The organism is Gordonia marina, assembly GCF_052036135.1.
Taxonomy (GTDB): Bacteria; Actinomycetota; Actinomycetes; order Mycobacteriales; family Mycobacteriaceae; genus Gordonia.
In genome coordinates, this window is the sequence record NZ_JBPSDN010000025.1 from 1 (window position 1) to 15,442 (window position 15,442).

Here is a 15,442-nt window from a genome sequence, read left to right on the forward strand (position 1 = left end):
CCCCCCCCCCCCCCCCCCCCCCCCCCCCCCCCCCCCCCCCCCCCCCCCCCCCCCCCCCCCCCCCCCCCCCCCCCCCCCCCCCCCCCCCCCCCCCCCCCCCCCCCCCCCCCCCCCCCCCCCCCCCCCCGGTCCCGTGTCGGCGAGGGTCGGCACCGGGCCGATCGTCATGCGCGCCGCCAGCACCGCGGCACTGTCGGCCGACGACAGGATCGGGTCCAGCACGACGCCGCGGATCTCCGGAATGTCCTCCACCAGTGCCGACACCCGCAGCAGGAGATCGATCACCGCCTCGGTGTCCGACGGCGGACGCTGTCCCGCGTCGCCGGCGAGCAGTTCCGCGGAGCGCGGCTCGGCGAGCAGGTCGTGGGCGTCGTCCATGCTCAACGGCACCGCGCGGTAGCTGCGGTCGCCGAGAGTCTCGAACAGCCGCCCGGACAGCCCGAACGAGATCACCGGCCCGAACGACTGGGTGTCGACCGCCGAGATCGCCAGGCCGAGACCCTTCGGCGCCATCCGCTGGACCTGCAACGTGGATTCGCCGGTGAGCGCCTGCAGTTCGGCGAACGCGGTGATCACCGCGGTCGCATCGCCGAGATCGAGCCGGGCGCCCTCCCGATCCAGCCGGCCCACCCATTCCGGCGAGGTCGCCTTGACGGCCACCGGGAAACCGAGCTCGCGGGCCGCCGCCGACGCCTCGTGCAGGGTCTTCGCCTCGCGGAACTCCACGACGTCGATCCCGTACCAGGCCAGCACGGTCGCGGTCTCGATGGTGGAGAGTTCGCGCGGTCCGTCGCCCAGCAGCTCACGCACGTAGCTGCGCGCGTGTTCGGCGGACACCCCGCTCAACTCCACCTCGACGGCGTCCGGCCGCGCCCGCCAGCGGGCGTAGCGCCAGCTCAGCCCGAGCGCACCGGCGGCCCGTTCGGGTGTCGGATACGACGGAATGGACCCCCGCATGGGCACGCCCTGCGGGCCGGCCACCGACAGGCCCGCCGGAATGCCCTCGACCGCCAGGAACGTGGTGACGATCGGCTTGTTCCAGTGCCCCGTCGACTCGGTCGCGGCCATCAGCGCGCGGGAGTATTCGGCGGTGTCGACGGCGACCGGCGGGACGAAGACGACGATCATCGCGTCCACCCCGTCGTCGCCGAGGGCCCCGGCCACCGCCGCGGACAGTTCCTGCTCGCTGACCGCCGGGCCCAGATCGACCACGGACACCACGTCGAGCCCGGCGTTGCGCGCGGTGTGCGCGGCCAGCGAGGCGATCACCGAGGAATTGCCGATCACCGCCGTGCGCGGCCCCTCCGGCAGCGGCTGATAGGCGAGCACGGTGGCCGCGTCGAACAGATCGGCCAGCGTGTCGACCTGCAGCACACCGGCCTGCGCCAGCACCATCTGCGCGATCCGGTCGTCGACGGCCCCGTAGCGTTCGCCCTGCTCCCCCACGCGGGTCATCGCCCCGCGGCCCGACTTGATCGCGATCACCGGCTTCTTCCGGGTCACGCGCCGCGCGATCCGGCCGAACTTGCGCGGATTACCGAAGTTCTCCAGGTACAGCAGGATCACGTCGGTGGCGTCGTCGGTGTCCCAGTACTGCAGGACGTCGTTGCCGGAGACGTCGGCGCGGTTGCCGGCCGACACGAACGTCGACAGTCCGAGCTGGCGCCGCGCGGCGGTATCGAGAATGGCGATGCCGAGCGCGCCGGACTGGCAGAAGAAGCCGACCCGGCCGGGACCGGGGATGCGCGGTGCGAGAGTGGCGTTCAGCGCGATCTCCGCGTCGTTGTTCACCACTCCCAGCGCGTTCGGTCCCACCAGCCGCATCCCGTGCGCCCGTACCTGCTTCACCAGCGCCCGCTCGGAGGCCAGCCCCTCGTCGCCCAGCTCACCGAACCCGGACGAGACCACCACCAGCGTCTTGACGCCCTTGGCGAGACAGTCGTCGAGCACCTCGGTCATCCCGGCCGCGGGCACCGCGACCACCGCGAGATCGACCGGATCGGGGATGTCGCTGACCCGCTCGTAGGCGCGGATGCCGCGCACCGACCGCGCCTGGCCCGGCCCGTTCACCGGGTACACCGGGCCGGTGAAGCCGGCGGCCAGCACGTTGGCGAGCAGCACGTTGCCCACCTTCTTCGGATCGGTCGACGCACCGACCACCGCCACCGACTGCGGGCGCAGCAGATTCGCGATGCTCCGCGCCTCCGACGCGCGTTCGCGGGCGTTGCGCACCGAGGTCAGCGCGTCGGTCGGGTCGATCTCGAATTCGACGTGCACGGTGCTGCCGTCGAAGGCGCGGCTGATCTGATAGCCGGCGGCCTTGAACACCGCGACCATGGTGGGGTTCTCGGAGAGCACCTCGGCCTCGAACCGGGTGAAACCGTTCTCCGCGGCCGCCCCGGCCAGGTGCTCGAGCAGGATCGGGCCCAGGCCGCGGCCCTGGTGCTCGTCGGCGACGACGAAGGCCACCTCCGCCGAGTGCGGCTTCCCGGCCTCGGCGAGGCCCTCGTAGAGGCCCATCGCGATGATCTCCTCGCCCAGCCAGGCCAGGATCGCCACCCGGTCGTGGTAGTCGACGGTGGTCATCCGGACCACCTCGCGGGGCGGCAGCGTCGGCGTCGGGCCGAAGTAGCGCAGGTACCGGGTGCGCTCGGACAGTCCCTCGTGGAAACGCACCAGCGCGTCGGCGTCGAGCGGGGTGATCGGCCGCAGATGCACCACGCCGCCGTCGGAGGCGAGCACGTCGGCGGCCCAGTGCCGCGGGTACTTCCCGGCCGAATCGGTGGTGGGGCTGGGGTCAGTCACGGGGGTCCTCCGGATCGAGTCCATGCAGGGGCAGCACCGCGCGCCGGGTGGCGAGGATCGCGCGGTCGGTCTGTTGCTGAGCGGCATCGCTGATGCCGGTCGGCGGCGACGCGCCGGTGTCCCCGTCCCAGGGGACGAAGCCGACGTCGCCGTTGTCTCCCATCATGCCTACCGGCGGCCGGGCGTAGTCGGGATGGACCTCCGCCGAGGCCGCGACCGCCCGTTCCATCCATTCCGCGCCGATCGCGGTTCCCGGATCGATGTCGCGGTCGAGCGCGGTGGCGAGCAGGTGCGTCCAGGCGCGCGGCACCACGTTGATCACGCCGTAGCCGCCGCCGCCGACGGCGATCCACCGGCCCTCGCAGTACTTGTCGGCCAGGTCGCGCAGGGCGCGCATCGCCGCCGCCTGGCCGTCGACGGTCAGCGACAGGTCCGTCAGCGGGTCGGCGCGGTGGCTGTCCACCCCGATCTGGGTGAGGATGATCTGCGGCCGGAAGGCCGCGATCACCGACGGCACCACGGCGTGGAAGGCCCGCAGCCACAGGCGATCCTGCGTGCCCGGCATCAGTGCCAGGTTCACCGAGGTTCCGGCGGCGTCACCGTCGCCGACCTCGGTGGGCCAGCCGGTGCCCGGCCACAGGGTCGCCGGATGCTGGTGCACCGAGACCGTCATCACCCGCGGGTCGTGCTCGAACTGCGCCTGCACGCCGTCACCGTGGTGCGCGTCGATGTCGACGTAGGCGATGCGGTCGTACCCCTGGGCCAGCAGCCAGTCGATCGCGATGGCCGCGTCGTTGTAGATGCAGAAGCCGGCCGCGTGGCCGCGCATCGCATGGTGCATGCCGCCGCCGATGTTCACCGCCCGCTGCACGGCCCCGGAGTGCACCGCCTGCGCCGCCGCGAGGGTGCCGCCGACCAGCATCGATCCCGCCTCATGCATCCCGGCGAACACCGGGTTGTCCTCGCTGCCGAGGCCGAACAGCCGTTCCAGCATCGGTCCACTGAGCGACGCCATCCCGGAGCCGACCGCGCGGACCGCGTCGATGTAGCCCTGCGTGTGCACGGTGCGCAGGATGTCGTCGTCCACCGGCAGCGGCGGGGTGGTGTCCACCCCGTCGAGCACCCCGAGACCCCGCGCGAGGTCCATCGTCAGCGCGAGCCGGATCGGGCTCATCGGGTGGGTGTACGCCCACTTGTAATCGAGGAACTCCTCGCTCCAGATGACCGCTGTGTTCACCGCTGCCCCATTTCCCACATCACACCCCCAACGCTAGTGCCTCGCCTGTCACTCGATACGGGTAACCTGATGTCTGGCGAAAGGACTGAGGCACTCGTGAACGATCTTGTCGACACCACCGAGATGTACCTCCGCACGATCTACGACCTCGAAGAAGAGGGGATCGTTCCGTTGCGCGCGCGCATCGCGGAGCGACTGGAGCAGAGCGGACCGACCGTGTCCCAGACGGTGGCGCGCATGGAGCGCGACGGACTGGTCCGGGTGGCGGGCGACCGGCACCTCGAACTGACCGACGAGGGCCGCGCTCTCGCCGTGCAGGTGATGCGCAAGCATCGCCTCGCCGAGCGACTGCTGGTCGACATCATCGGTCTCCCCTGGGACGAGGTGCACGACGAGGCCTGCCGCTGGGAACACGTGATGAGCGAGAACGTCGAACGGCGTTTGCTCGAGGTGCTCGACAACCCGACCACCTCCCCGTACGGCAATCCGATTCCCGGTCTCGAAGAACTCGGTGTGCGGGTGCCGTCCCCGATCAAGGAGGCCGACCGGCTCGTCGAATTGCCGGCCGGCGAGTCCGCGGTGATCATCCGCCGGATGGCCGAACACGTCCAGGCCGACCCCGAACTGATCGCCGAGCTGCGCGAGGCCGGGGTGGTGCCGAACGCGCGCGTCAGCGTCGTCGTCAACCCGCGGTCGGTGGTGATCTCCACGCCCGGGCACGACGGCTTGACGCTGTCCTCGGAGATGGCGCACGCGATCTTCGTCGAACGCGTCTGACGTCTTAGCCGGCGGGACGGCGGGTCCGGGGCGGAAGCGTCAGGCCCAGGGCGCCGGCGAGATCGAAGGAATAGTCGACCACGTCGCCCAGGCCCGCCGGCCGCAAGCCGTGGATCAGCGCCGAATCGAGCAGTTGCGCCAGGTGGTACTCGGGGTCGAGATCCAGCGCGCGCTCGATCGCGATCGAGGCGAACGCCCCCTCACCGGCCAGGTAGTGCGAGTGGCCGAGCAGCGTGGCGGCCGCCGCGCCGGGCCGCCCGCGCAGGCTGCGCGCCAGGCGGAGCCACAGGTGTTCGGCCCGGTCGCGCAGGTCCGTCAGGGCGAGCGCGAGCAGGACGTCGCGCGTGTGCACCGAGCAGAGTGCCTCCGCCAGGCGGTTGACCCGACCGCAGCTCATCGATGCGTCGGCGCCGCGGCCGACGGCCTCCAGGACCAGTCGCACCCGCTGCGCGTCGTCCGCGCCGGGCGGTCCGGGCGGCAGCACCGGCACGACCGGGACGCAGCGCCGGTCGTCGCAGTGCGGGCGGGGATCGAGCAGGGCGATCAGATCGGACCGCCGGGACAGCACCGGCCGGCCGCCGTAGACCGCGCGTTCCAGAGCCACCGGTGACAGCAGCGGATCGCTGAGCCGCCCCGATGCGGCGATCGGTCCGCGCAGCGGTGCCGGCGGGTGATGCCGGCCGGCGCGGCGGTAGGGCTCCCACGCGGTGAACCACTCCGCCCCCACCGACAGCTCACCGATCACGAACCCCGCGCACACCCCGCCGGCCTCGCCGAAGCGCCCCTCGACCGCCCGGAACACCGCGCCGTAACGCACCAGTTCGGCGGCCGCATCGCCGCGGTCGAAGCGGTCGTCGACGACCACCGCCACCACGCCCGCCGCACCGAAACCGGCGACGATCTCACCCAGTTCCCGCAGCTGCGCGCGCATCGCGGTATCCGGGCGCCCGGTGTCGGTGAACCCGAGGTCCTGCCGCATGCTCGCGATGAGCGTCGCCGGTTCCTCGAACGCGAGGAGGACGAGTGACCGCTCCGGGATGAACCCGAGCAACCCGGGTATCGCGGCGAGCAGCCGGTCGGGATCGATGAGCACGGCCGGGCCGTCGGACGCGGGAAGCGGTAGCGATGTCATGCCCCGAGCCTCGTCCGGCGGGCTCCGCGGCGACAGGGGTGTTTCCCGCGACCTGTGGACAACGTCGTGTATCCACAGCCGGCGGCCGTCCCCTCTTCCCGCGGGGCGGCCGTCGTCGTACCATCCGCGCCGGTCAGCCACCGCCGAAGGCCCGGGCCACCGCGGTCTCGAAGAACTCCGCCGTGGTCGCCCGCGCGGCCGCGTCGGCGGCGCCGAGGTACCTCAGCTGGACCACGACCCGAACGTCGCCGCGCTGGGCGATCCACTGGTCGAGAGTGGTGACGCTTTCCGGCGCTCCCGGCGAGGCGAGCGTGCGCACGATCTGGATCCGGTCGGCCCCGCTGCGCGCCGTGGGACCGGACACGATCGCCGTGGTGACCACCTGACGACCGGTCGCGCCCCCGGTGAACGTCGCGCATTCCTTTGCGGCAGAAGCGAATGCACTGAGCGATTCGGAGGTGCGCACCACCATCTCGGTGAGCGTGCTGCCCGGCTGCGGACCGGGCCCGACCACCACCTCGGCGCTGCCGGTCTCCACGGCCGCGGGTGTGCAGCGGGCCGGATCGACGTCGCCCCGCAGCGGCCGCAGCGTGATGTCGGCCACGATCCCGGGCACCTGCGCCGGCGGCACCGCCGTCGCCCCCGGTAACGGGAACTCGGCCGCGGGCACCACCTGGCGGGACAGGTCGGCGACCGGTTTCGGGGTGCCGGATACCGAACAGCCCGCCGCCAGCACGGCGACGGCGACCGCCGCGGTCACAGAAAGAACGATTCTCACAGAAGTTCACTCTGCCACCACCAGTCACGTCCCCTCGGGAATGACCCGCGTGGGCGGGGCGTTATTAGCCAAGAGTCCCCGGATACGGGAGACTGAAGCACACCGAAAGATGAAGGGAGACGCTCGATGAACGAGCCCCAGGAGACACCCGGGCTGTACGAGCTCGAGTTCCCCGGTCCCGCCGTCACCGGACCGCACGGCGACGGGCCTGTGCTGGTGCACGCCCTCGACGGCTACGCCGACGCCGGCCATGCGGTCACCCTCGCGGCGACCCACCTGCGTGAGGCCCTCGACAGCAAGCTCGTGGCCACGTTCCACACCGACGAATTGATCGACTACCGGTCGCGCCGCCCGATGATCTCCTTCACCGGCGAGCGTTTCGACGGCATCGACATGCCGTCGATCACCATGCACGCCGTCGTCGACGACAACGGCGTGCCGTTCCTGCTGCTCGACGGCTCCGAGCCGGACCTGCGGTGGGAGCAGTTCACCACCGCGATCCTCGCCCTGGCCGAGCGCCTCGGCGTGAGCAAGGTGGTCGGGCTCAACTCGATCCCGATGGCGGTGCCGCACACGCGGCCGTCCGGCGTGATCGCCCACGGCACCGACGGCGACGCCCTCGGCGACCTGCCCCGCTGGGGCGGCGAGATGAAGCTGCCGGCCAGCGCCTCGCTGCTGCTCGAACTCCGGATGGACGAGGCCGGTTACCCCACCGCGGGGCTGTCCGCCCACGTGCCGCACTATCTGGCGCAGAACAACTACCCGGCCGCGTCGGCCGCGCTGCTCACCACGCTGGGCCAGGTGACCGGCCTGAAGCTGCCGATCACCGCGCTGGAGAACGCCGCTGACCAGGTGCGCCGCCAGGTCGATGCCGAGGTCGCGGGCAATGCCGAGATCGGCACCGTCGTCGCCGCCCTGGAGCAGCAGTACGACGCGTACATGCAGGCCAAGGCCGAACGCGAGTTGCTGTCCGCCGACGGCGACCTGCCGTCCGGAGACGAGCTCGGCGCCGAGTTCGAGAAGTTCCTGGCCGAGCACGCCGGCGAATTCGGTCCCGACGAGGACACGCCCTGACCGACGCCCCGGAACTCACGCAGACCCCGCTGACGCCCACTGGGAACGAGGACGACGCTTTCGAGCACTTCCTCGCCTGGTGGGCGTCGCGGGGTATCTCGCTGTATCCGCATCAGGAGGAGGCGCTGCTGGAGTTGATCTCCGGTGCCAACGTCATCCTGGCCACCCCGACCGGGTCGGGGAAGTCGCTGGTCGCGTCCGGTGCGATCTACTTCGCGCGCTGCCGTGGACAGCGGGCGTACTACACCGCGCCGATCAAGGCCCTGGTCAGCGAGAAGTTCTTCGACCTCTGCGCGCAGTTCGGCGCCGAGAACGTCGGCCTGCTCACCGGGGATGCCAGTGTCAACGGCGACGCCCCGATCATCTGCGCGACCGCCGAGATCGTCGCCAACCTCGCGCTGCGCGACGGCCCCGGCTCCGACGTGGGGGTGCTGGTGGCCGACGAGTTCCACTACTACGGCGAGTCCGATCGCGGCTGGGCGTGGCAGGTGCCGCTCATCGAGCTGCCGCACGCTCAGTTCCTGCTGATGTCGGCGACGCTCGGCGACGTGTCGTTCTTCACCGACGACCTGACGCGCCGCACCGGCCGGCCCACGGTCGAGGTCTCCGGCGCCCAGCGGCCGGTACCGCTCGAGTACCGGTACGCGATGACCCCGATCCACGAGACCATCGAAGAGCTGGTCACCTCCGGCCGGGCGCCGGTGTACGTGGTGCATTTCACCCAGGCCGCGGCCGTGGAACGCGCCCAGGCGCTGCTGTCGGCCAAGATCTGCTCCAAGGAGGAGAAGGCCGCGATCGCCGAGGCGATCGGCGACTTCGACTTCCGCACCGGCTTCGGTTCGACCCTCTCCAAACTGCTGCGCTCGGGGATCGGCGTCCACCACGCCGGGATGCTGCCCCGCTATCGGCGGCTCGTCGAGCGGCTGGCGCAGGCCGGTCTGCTCAAGGTGGTGGCCGGCACCGACACCCTCGGCGTGGGTATCAATGTGCCGATCCGGACGGTGCTGTTCGCGGGTCTCACCAAGTACGACGGCCACCGAGTACGCCGGCTGCGCGCACGGGAGTTCCATCAGATCGCCGGGCGCGCCGGGCGTGCGGGTTACGACACGATCGGCTACGTCGTCGCCCAGGCGCCCGAGCACGACGTGGAGAACGCACGCCTGGTCGCCAAGGCCGGTGACGACCCCAAGAAGCTCCGGAAGCTGGTGCGGCGCAAGCCGCCGGAGGGCTTCGTCGGCTGGGGCGAGCAGACCTTCTTCACGCTGGTCGACGCGCCCGACGAGGAACTGCGCTCGCACTTCCGGATGACCACCGCCATGCTGATGGAGGTCCTGGAACGCCCGGGCGACTGCTTCGCGGCCCTGCGGCACCTGCTCGAGGAGAATCACGAGCCGCGCAAGCGGCAGCTGCGGCACATCAAGCACACCATCGCGCTGTACCGGGACCTGGTCGAGACCGGGATCGTCACCCGGCTCGATGCCCCCGCCGCGGACGGCAAGCGCGTCGAGCTGTCCATCGATCTGCCGGAGAACTTCGCGCTCACCAATCCCCTCTCCGCGTTCGCGGTGGCCGCGTTCGAACTGCTCGACAGCGAGTCCGCCACGTTCGCCCTGGACGTGGTCTCGATCCTCGAATCGACGCTCGACGATCCCCGCCAGGTCCTGATGGCCCAGCGGAAGGTGGCCCGGGACGCCGCGGTGGCCGAGATGAAGGCCGACGGCATCGAGTACGAGGAGCGGATGGCCCGGCTGGAGGAGATCACCTGGCCGCAGCCGCTGGCCGAGGAGATCGGCTTCGCCTACGAGACCTACCGCCGCGGCCACCCGTGGCTGGCCGGCATGCCGCCGTCGCCGAAGTCGGTGCTGCGGTACATGCTCGAGCGGGACTTGACCTTCACCGACCTGATCAGCGAGTTCGGGCTGCAACGCAGTGAGGGCGTGGTGCTGCGCTACCTCACCGACTGCTACCGCGCCCTGCGCAGCGGCCTGCCGATGTCCGCGGTGACCGAGCAGATCGAAGACATCACCGACGACCTCGGCGAGCTGATCCGCGGCGTCGACTCCTCGCTGATCGACGAATGGGAAGAACTCACCGCGCAGCGGTGACGTCCCCCGACTCGGCGGCCAGTGCCGCGATGTCCGCGGCCAGTTCGGCGTACGCCGCCCCGCGCCCGGATGAGGTCCGGTACACCAGGCCGATCCGCCGGCCGGGGCGCGGCTTGGTGAACTCCGCGGTCGAGAGTTCCCCCGAGGCCGTCTCCACCGCGACCGCCGTGCGCGGGATCAGCGTCACCCCGAGACCACCCTCGACGCACTGCACCGCGGTGGTCAGCGAGGCCGCGCGGGTCTGCCGCAGATCCGGGTTCACCCCGGCGAGCTGGCACACGGCGAGCGCCTGATCGCGCAGGCAGTGTCCCTCGTCGAGCAGCAGGAGCGGCAGGTCGGCGAGCACCGACGGGGCGAGTCGTCTGCGCCCGGCGAGCGGGTGCCCGGCCGGGATCGCGAGCACGAAGTCCTCGTCGTACATGGCGATCTCGCCGATGCCGGGAGCGTTGGCGGGCAGCGCCAGCACGGCCGCGTCGAGCGTGCCCTCGCGGAGTTGCTCCAGCAGTCGCGCGGTCTGGTCCTCGACCACCCGCAGCTCCAGTCCGGGCCGCCGCACCGGGAGGCCGCGCAGCAGTCGCGGGAGGATGTACGGCGCGATGGTGGGGATCAATCCGAGCCGTACGGCGCCGCGCAGCGGGTCGTCCTCTCCCGCGGCGTCGGCCAGAAAGTTGTCGATCGCGTCGCACGCCGCCATCGCCGAGGGGAGCAGCCGGCGACCCTCCGCGGTGAGCATCACGCGTCGCGTTGTGCGTTCCACCAGCTGGATGCCGAGGCCCGATTCCAGCCCCGCGAGCGCCTGCGACAGCGAGGGTTGGCTTACTCCGAGATCCGTTGCCGCGGAACCGAAGTGGAGCTTCTTCGCGACCGCGACGAAGGCCCGCAGACCGCCCACCGACGGCTGATAACTCTGATCGCTCATGCCTATCAATATAGTGCGTGTCATCACGTTTCGTTTTCAGACCGTCTGCGGCAGAATGGAATTACCGCCGGGTTCGGACACCCCCGATACGCCCGGCCGAGTGATTCACCCACCACGACGAAGGAGTCATGACATGGCACTGCTCACCATCGGAGACCAGTTCCCCGCCTACAACCTGACCGCTGTCATCGGCGGCGACCTCAGCAAGGTCGACGCCCAGCAGCCGGACGACTACTTCACCACCGTGTCGAGCGACGACTACAAGGGCAAGTGGCGCGTCGTCTTCTTCTGGCCGAAGGACTTCACCTTCGTGTGCCCGACCGAGATCGCCGCGTTCGGCAAGCTGAACGACGAGTTCGCCGACCGCGACACCCAGGTGCTCGGCGCCTCGGTCGACAACGAGTTCGTGCACTTCCAGTGGCGCGCCCAGCACGAGGATCTCAAGACCCTCCCCTTCCCGATGCTCTCGGACCTCAAGCGTGAGCTGGTCGAGGCCACCGGCGTCCTGAACGCCGACGGCGTCGCCGATCGCGCCACCTTCATCGTCGACCCGAACAACGAGGTGCAGTTCGTGTCGGTCACCGCCGGCAGCGTCGGCCGCAACGTCGACGAGGTCCTCCGCGTCCTCGACGCGCTGCAGAGCGACGAGCTGTGCGCCTGCAACTGGAAGAAGGGCGACCCGACGATCGACGCCGGCGAGCTCATGAGCGCCTCGGCCTGATCGGAGGACATCGCACACGATGAGCATCGACAATCTGAAGGAAGCCCTTCCGGAGTACGCGAAGGACCTCAAGCTCAACCTCGGCTCGCTGTCGCGCACCACCGTGCTCGACGACGAGAAGCTGTGGGGCACCCTCCTCGCCTCGGCGGCCGCCACCCGTAACGCGACCGTGCTGCGCGAGATCGCCGATGAGGCGGCCGACAACCTGTCGGCCGAGGCCTACAACGCCGCCCTCGGTGCCGCGTCGATCATGGGCATGAACAACGTGTTCTACCGCGGCCGCGGGTTCCTCGGCGGCAAGTACGACGACCTGCGCCCGGGTCTGCGGATGAACATCATCGGCAACCCCGGCGTGGACAAGGCGAACTTCGAGCTGTGGTCGATGGCGGTCTCCGCCATCAACGGTTGCGAGCACTGCGTCGCCGCCCACGAGAACGTGGTGCGCGAGGCCGGTCTCGACCGCGAGCAGGTCTTCGAGGCACTCAAGGCCGCGTCGATCGTGCAGGGCGTCGGCCAGGCGATCACCATCGCCGAAACGCTCGCCTGATCGCAGCCCCCGAGCCTGTCGAAGGGCCGAATCGCCAAACGCCCCGCCGGTGATCCCGGCGGGGCGTTTCGCATCGGTCTGACGACTCAGCTCAGCGCGGCGGCGAAGCGGGCCGCCATCTCGTTCACCTCGTCGGTGGTCATCACGAACGACGGCGAGACCTGCAGCGCGCCCATGCCCGCGGCACGGCCGGCCACGCCATGCTCGCGCAGGCGGAGCACCGCGGCCGGGGCGTCGGCCGGATCGGCGAGTTGCACCGCGGTGACCGCGCCGAGTCCGGTGCGGACCTCGGCGACGGCGTCCAGGTCGGCGAGCGGCGCGAAGGCGGCGGCCAGGTCGCCCTCCAGTCGCGTGGCCTCGTCGAGCAGACCCTCGTGTTCGATGATGTCGAAGTTCGCCATGGCGGCCGCGGCGGCACCGTAGTGGCCGCCGTAGGTGTAGCCGTGACGCCACCAGGTGCCGCCGGCGAAGAACGGCTCGGCCAGATGCGGCGCCGCGATCATCGCCCCCATCGGGACGTAGCCGCTGGTGAGGCCCTTCGCCGAGGTGATGATGTCCGGGGCGAGTTCGAATCGGCTCGACGCGAACCAGTGCCCGTGCCCGATCCGGCCGTAGCCGGTCACCACCTCGTCGGCGATGAACAGCACGTCGTGGTCGCGGCAGATGTCGCGCACCTCGCGCAGGTACCCCTCGGGCGGCAGGTAGACGCCGCCGGCGCCGATGATCGGCTCGGCGATGAACGCGGCGATGTTCTCCGCGCCGACCCGCTCGATCAGGCCGAGCAGCGCCTTCGCGTCGTCCCAGTCGATGCGCTCGGTGTCGGGCACGAAGTCCGGGCCGTAGCCCTCGCGATTGCCCGGGATCCCGGCGAGCGCGGTGCCGCCGACGTGCATGCCGTGGTAGGCCTTGGTCCGCGAGACGACGATCCGCTTGTCCGGCCGCCCCGACTCGGTCCAGAACCGCCGGGCGAGTTTGACGGCGGAATCGACCGAATCGCTGCCACCGGAGGTGAACAGGACCTTGGAGCCGGGCACCGGCGCCATCGCCGCGACGCGCTCGGCCAGCGCGATCAGGGTGTCGTTGGCATAGTCGCCGAAGTTGGAATAGTGCGCCACGGTGGAGAGCTGGCGGGCCACCGCTTCGGCGATCTCGCCGCGGCCGTGGCCGACGTTGGTGAACCACAGACCGGCGGTGGCGTCGAGATATTCCTTCCCGCCGTCGTCGTAGATGCGCACCCCCTCACCGCGGGTGATGACGAACGGACCGTTGTCGTTGACGGCGCCCATATCGGCGAAGCCGTGCCACAGAGAACCCATGGCTCCCAATATGACACGTCCGGGCTTCCCCGGCGTGTCCGGGATCGTCTTCGCCCCGTCGTGGGATCGGATCTCAGCGCAGCCCGTCGACGACGGCGTCGATCCGGCGGCGCCGCGTCTCGGGACGCTTGGCACCGGTCACCGACTCGGCGCCCTCCCGGCGGCGAGTGAAGCTCAGCGCGTCGAACGCCGCCCGCAGCCCCGCGGCGTCGAGGGCGTCGGCCAGATCACCGGGTACCTCGACGGTGCGTTCGGCGGTATCGAGTTCCACGTTCGCGACGACGGCGTCGCCGATCTCGACCCCCAGTTCGGCGCGAGTCGCCTTCGAGAGCCCGATCATGTTGACGCCGCCCATCCGGGCCAGACGCAACCGGGCGGCGCGATCCCCGATGGTCACCACGACCGCCGCGCGCCGTCCGCCGCCGAGTTCGTCGACCTGGTCGTCGGACAGCACCAGGGCGGTCGCCGGTCCGTGCGGTTCGAGCATGGTGCGGATCTCCATGGGGCCGATCCAATCAGACCGGCACCGATCTGTGGACGACCGCGGGCGATCCGCGCGGCTCGGGCCTACCGGCTCATCGCACCGGCGACTCGGCTTCGGCGAGCGCGGCCAGGCGGTCGATCGACGCCCGCAGCCGGTCACCGGTGGTCGCGCGGGCGCGGGCCTCGCGCTTCTCGTCGCGCAGCGCCGTCCAGTCGTAGGTGTGCCGCACCAGCGTACCGCCGGTGGCCGGTTCCAGTTCCCAGCGCCACAGGTGTCCCGGCGGCGTCCGACCCACCTCCGACGGCCGCCAGGCGATCAGCCGGTCCTCGGCGAACTCGACGACATGGTTCTCCCGCACCTGGCCGTTGGTGAGCTCCATGAGAAAGACGTCCCCGGCGGCGCGTACCCGCTCGGCGGACTCGGCGACCCGGAGATTGTCGTTGCCGTCCCACTCCGGTTGCCGGCGCGGGTCGGCGATCAGTCCGAAGATCGTCGCGGGCCCGGCACGGACGATCCGCTCAGCGCTCACCACGCGGGGCACGTCTCCGGACATCGATGCGGTCTCCGTCGTCATGCTGCCAGCCAAGCACCCCGCGCCGCCCGCGTCGAGCGGGCGTCGTGCCTCAGCCGCGGAAACGGTCGCGCAGTCGCGGGTCCTGTTCCCACCACAGGCCGGCGGGCGGCGCGTCGTCCACCGGCGCGGCCGCCTCGGCGGCGTCCTGCGCGGCGTCGACGCGAGCCTGGGTCGCGGTGTCCTCGCGGCGGAGCGCGACCAGCAGAATCATCAGGAACGGCACGCCGATCACGTCCGCGAGGATCCACAGCATGCCGGCCCCGATGGTCTGTGACGTCCGCAGCGCGTCGGCGTCGGTGAACCCGAGCGCCGCGTAGTAGCCGGTGTACAGGACCGGCCCCAGCCACACGACGACGCCCAGGATCCCGTCACCGATCGACTCGACCAGCGTCACCAGCAGCGACAATCCCTGCGGCCACCGCCGCGGCACCGGATCGGCCTGGATCCGGGTCCAGAAGTAGAGGCCGCCGATCATCAGCAGGATCAGCCTGGTGACGGCGTCGAGAGCGCCGTTCCGCATCGCGGCGACGTTCCAGCCGGTGAAGATCAGGATCCAGGGCACGGCCAGGAGCAGGCCGGACGCCACCGCCGGATGGGTGAGCAGGTGCGCGGGCCGGCTCCGCAAGGCGGCGATTCCGCGCAGCGCCGCAGGGGCGGGCAGGGCCGCACCGATCGCGGTCAGCGGAGTTCCCGACGCCAGCGCGAGCGGCACCAGGTACAGCAGGACCGTGATCTGCAGCGCCCGCACCCAGAAGAGTTCGGTGGCGTAGTGCGTCAGCGGTCCGCAACTCAGCACGAACAGCCCCAGGCAGCCGAGATGGAAGGCGATCCGGCGCGGCACCGGAACGCCGTCGCCCCGGCGGCGCCGCCACCCGGCGACGAGGTAGCCGGCCGACGCCGCGACGGCGAGGACCCCGATCGGGTCGGCCGTCCAGTCGCTCCAGGCCGACAGGGGAACAGTGAGGCTCACTCC

At 71.1% G+C, this 15,442-nt stretch carries 14 protein-coding genes; 5 read left to right on the forward strand and 9 right to left on the reverse strand.

Annotation, left to right across the window (positions count from 1 at the left end):
• Together ACSEEN_RS15205 and ACSEEN_RS15210 are read right to left on the reverse strand one after the other, a co-directional pair.
• Nucleotides 1–2,829: bifunctional acetate--CoA ligase family protein/GNAT family N-acetyltransferase (locus tag ACSEEN_RS15205; protein WP_440713634.1), on the reverse strand; the 2,829-nt coding region annotated here is incomplete at its 3' end.
• Complete coding sequence (locus ACSEEN_RS15210; protein ID WP_298446679.1) at nucleotides 2,798–4,042, reverse strand: acetoin utilization protein AcuC; 1,245 nt, start codon at nucleotides 4,040–4,042, stop codon at nucleotides 2,798–2,800. The genes ACSEEN_RS15210 and ACSEEN_RS15205, both read right to left, overlap by 32 nt.
• Nucleotides 4,043–4,138: 96 nt before the next feature.
• Between ACSEEN_RS15210 and ACSEEN_RS15215 the strand changes: the two genes are divergently transcribed.
• Complete coding sequence (locus ACSEEN_RS15215; RefSeq protein ID WP_247863704.1) at nucleotides 4,139–4,819, forward strand: iron-dependent transcriptional repressor DtxR; 681 nt, start codon at nucleotides 4,139–4,141, stop codon at nucleotides 4,817–4,819.
• Nucleotides 4,820–4,823: 4 nt separating this feature from the next.
• Here the strand turns inward: ACSEEN_RS15215 and ACSEEN_RS15220 are convergent, their stop codons facing one another.
• Nucleotides 4,824–5,951 carry a DUF4192 domain-containing protein gene (locus ACSEEN_RS15220; RefSeq protein ID WP_440713635.1) on the reverse strand — a complete coding sequence of 376 codons (1,128 nt, stop codon included), beginning with the start codon at nucleotides 5,949–5,951 and terminating at the stop codon, nucleotides 4,824–4,826.
• Between the two features lie 133 nt (nucleotides 5,952–6,084).
• On the reverse strand, nucleotides 6,085–6,711 hold the full coding sequence (locus ACSEEN_RS15225) for a hypothetical protein (RefSeq protein WP_440713636.1): 627 nt from the start codon (nucleotides 6,709–6,711) through the stop codon (nucleotides 6,085–6,087).
• A gap of 144 nt (nucleotides 6,712–6,855) precedes the next feature.
• Here ACSEEN_RS15225 and ACSEEN_RS15230 point away from each other — a divergent pair, with 144 nt between their 5' ends.
• Both ACSEEN_RS15230 and ACSEEN_RS15235 read left to right on the forward strand, forming a co-directional pair.
• A complete protein-coding gene (locus tag ACSEEN_RS15230) occupies nucleotides 6,856–7,803 on the forward strand; it encodes a proteasome assembly chaperone family protein (protein ID WP_247863710.1) in 948 nt (315 codons plus the stop codon).
• Nucleotides 7,800–9,908, forward strand: a complete 2,109-nt coding sequence (locus tag ACSEEN_RS15235; protein WP_440713662.1) for a DEAD/DEAH box helicase — start codon at nucleotides 7,800–7,802, stop codon at nucleotides 9,906–9,908. The genes ACSEEN_RS15230 and ACSEEN_RS15235 overlap by 4 nt, the downstream gene beginning before the upstream one ends.
• Here the strand turns inward: ACSEEN_RS15235 and ACSEEN_RS15240 are convergent.
• Nucleotides 9,892–10,827 (reverse strand): hydrogen peroxide-inducible genes activator, encoded by a 936-nt coding sequence (locus ACSEEN_RS15240; RefSeq protein WP_247863712.1) that lies wholly within the window; start codon nucleotides 10,825–10,827, stop codon nucleotides 9,892–9,894. The genes ACSEEN_RS15235 and ACSEEN_RS15240 overlap by 17 nt on opposite strands.
• Nucleotides 10,828–10,960: 133 nt before the next feature.
• Between ACSEEN_RS15240 and ACSEEN_RS15245 the strand changes: the two genes are divergently transcribed.
• Together ACSEEN_RS15245 and ACSEEN_RS15250 are read left to right on the forward strand one after the other, a co-directional pair.
• Nucleotides 10,961–11,548 (forward strand): peroxiredoxin, encoded by a 588-nt coding sequence (locus tag ACSEEN_RS15245; protein WP_247863714.1) that lies wholly within the window; start codon nucleotides 10,961–10,963, stop codon nucleotides 11,546–11,548.
• A gap of 19 nt (nucleotides 11,549–11,567) precedes the next feature.
• Nucleotides 11,568–12,095 (forward strand): alkyl hydroperoxide reductase, encoded by a 528-nt coding sequence (locus ACSEEN_RS15250; RefSeq protein WP_247863716.1) that lies wholly within the window; start codon nucleotides 11,568–11,570, stop codon nucleotides 12,093–12,095.
• Between the two features lie 86 nt (nucleotides 12,096–12,181).
• Here the strand turns inward: ACSEEN_RS15250 and ACSEEN_RS15255 are convergent, their stop codons facing one another.
• From ACSEEN_RS15255 to ACSEEN_RS15270, 4 genes are all read right to left on the reverse strand, one after another.
• Nucleotides 12,182–13,411: an aminotransferase family protein gene (locus tag ACSEEN_RS15255; RefSeq protein WP_440713637.1), complete on the reverse strand. Its 1,230-nt coding sequence runs from the start codon at nucleotides 13,409–13,411 to the stop codon at nucleotides 12,182–12,184.
• A 73-nt stretch (nucleotides 13,412–13,484) separates the two neighbouring features.
• Entirely contained in the window at nucleotides 13,485–13,913 is a 429-nt protein-coding gene (locus tag ACSEEN_RS15260; protein ID WP_247863720.1) for a YdeI/OmpD-associated family protein, read from the reverse strand.
• A 73-nt stretch (nucleotides 13,914–13,986) separates the two neighbouring features.
• Nucleotides 13,987–14,469 carry an SRPBCC family protein gene (locus ACSEEN_RS15265; RefSeq protein ID WP_440713638.1) on the reverse strand — a complete coding sequence of 161 codons (483 nt, stop codon included), beginning with the start codon at nucleotides 14,467–14,469 and terminating at the stop codon, nucleotides 13,987–13,989.
• 49 nt (nucleotides 14,470–14,518) lie between these two features.
• Nucleotides 14,519–15,439, reverse strand: coding sequence for a cytochrome c oxidase assembly protein (locus ACSEEN_RS15270; RefSeq protein ID WP_440713639.1), 921 nt, complete (start codon nucleotides 15,437–15,439; stop codon nucleotides 14,519–14,521).
• Between the last annotated feature and the right edge of the window lie 3 nt (nucleotides 15,440–15,442).

What these genes read in the sequence shown, in the direction of transcription:
- ACSEEN_RS15230 (WP_247863710.1), top strand. Translation starts at nt 6,856, where the DNA reads ATGAACGAGCCCCAGGAGACACCCGGGCTGTACGAGCTCGAGTTCCCC.
- ACSEEN_RS15265 (WP_440713638.1), bottom strand. Translation starts at nt 14,469, where the DNA reads ATGACGACGGAGACCGCATCGATGTCCGGAGACGTGCCCCGCGTGGTG.
- ACSEEN_RS15260 (WP_247863720.1), bottom strand. Translation starts at nt 13,913, where the DNA reads ATGGAGATCCGCACCATGCTCGAACCGCACGGACCGGCGACCGCCCTG.
- ACSEEN_RS15250 (WP_247863716.1), top strand. Translation starts at nt 11,568, where the DNA reads ATGAGCATCGACAATCTGAAGGAAGCCCTTCCGGAGTACGCGAAGGAC.
- ACSEEN_RS15220 (WP_440713635.1), bottom strand. Translation starts at nt 5,951, where the DNA reads ATGACATCGCTACCGCTTCCCGCGTCCGACGGCCCGGCCGTGCTCATC.
- ACSEEN_RS15255 (WP_440713637.1), bottom strand. Translation starts at nt 13,411, where the DNA reads ATGGGTTCTCTGTGGCACGGCTTCGCCGATATGGGCGCCGTCAACGAC.
- ACSEEN_RS15245 (WP_247863714.1), top strand. Translation starts at nt 10,961, where the DNA reads ATGGCACTGCTCACCATCGGAGACCAGTTCCCCGCCTACAACCTGACC.
- ACSEEN_RS15240 (WP_247863712.1), bottom strand. Translation starts at nt 10,827, where the DNA reads ATGAGCGATCAGAGTTATCAGCCGTCGGTGGGCGGTCTGCGGGCCTTC.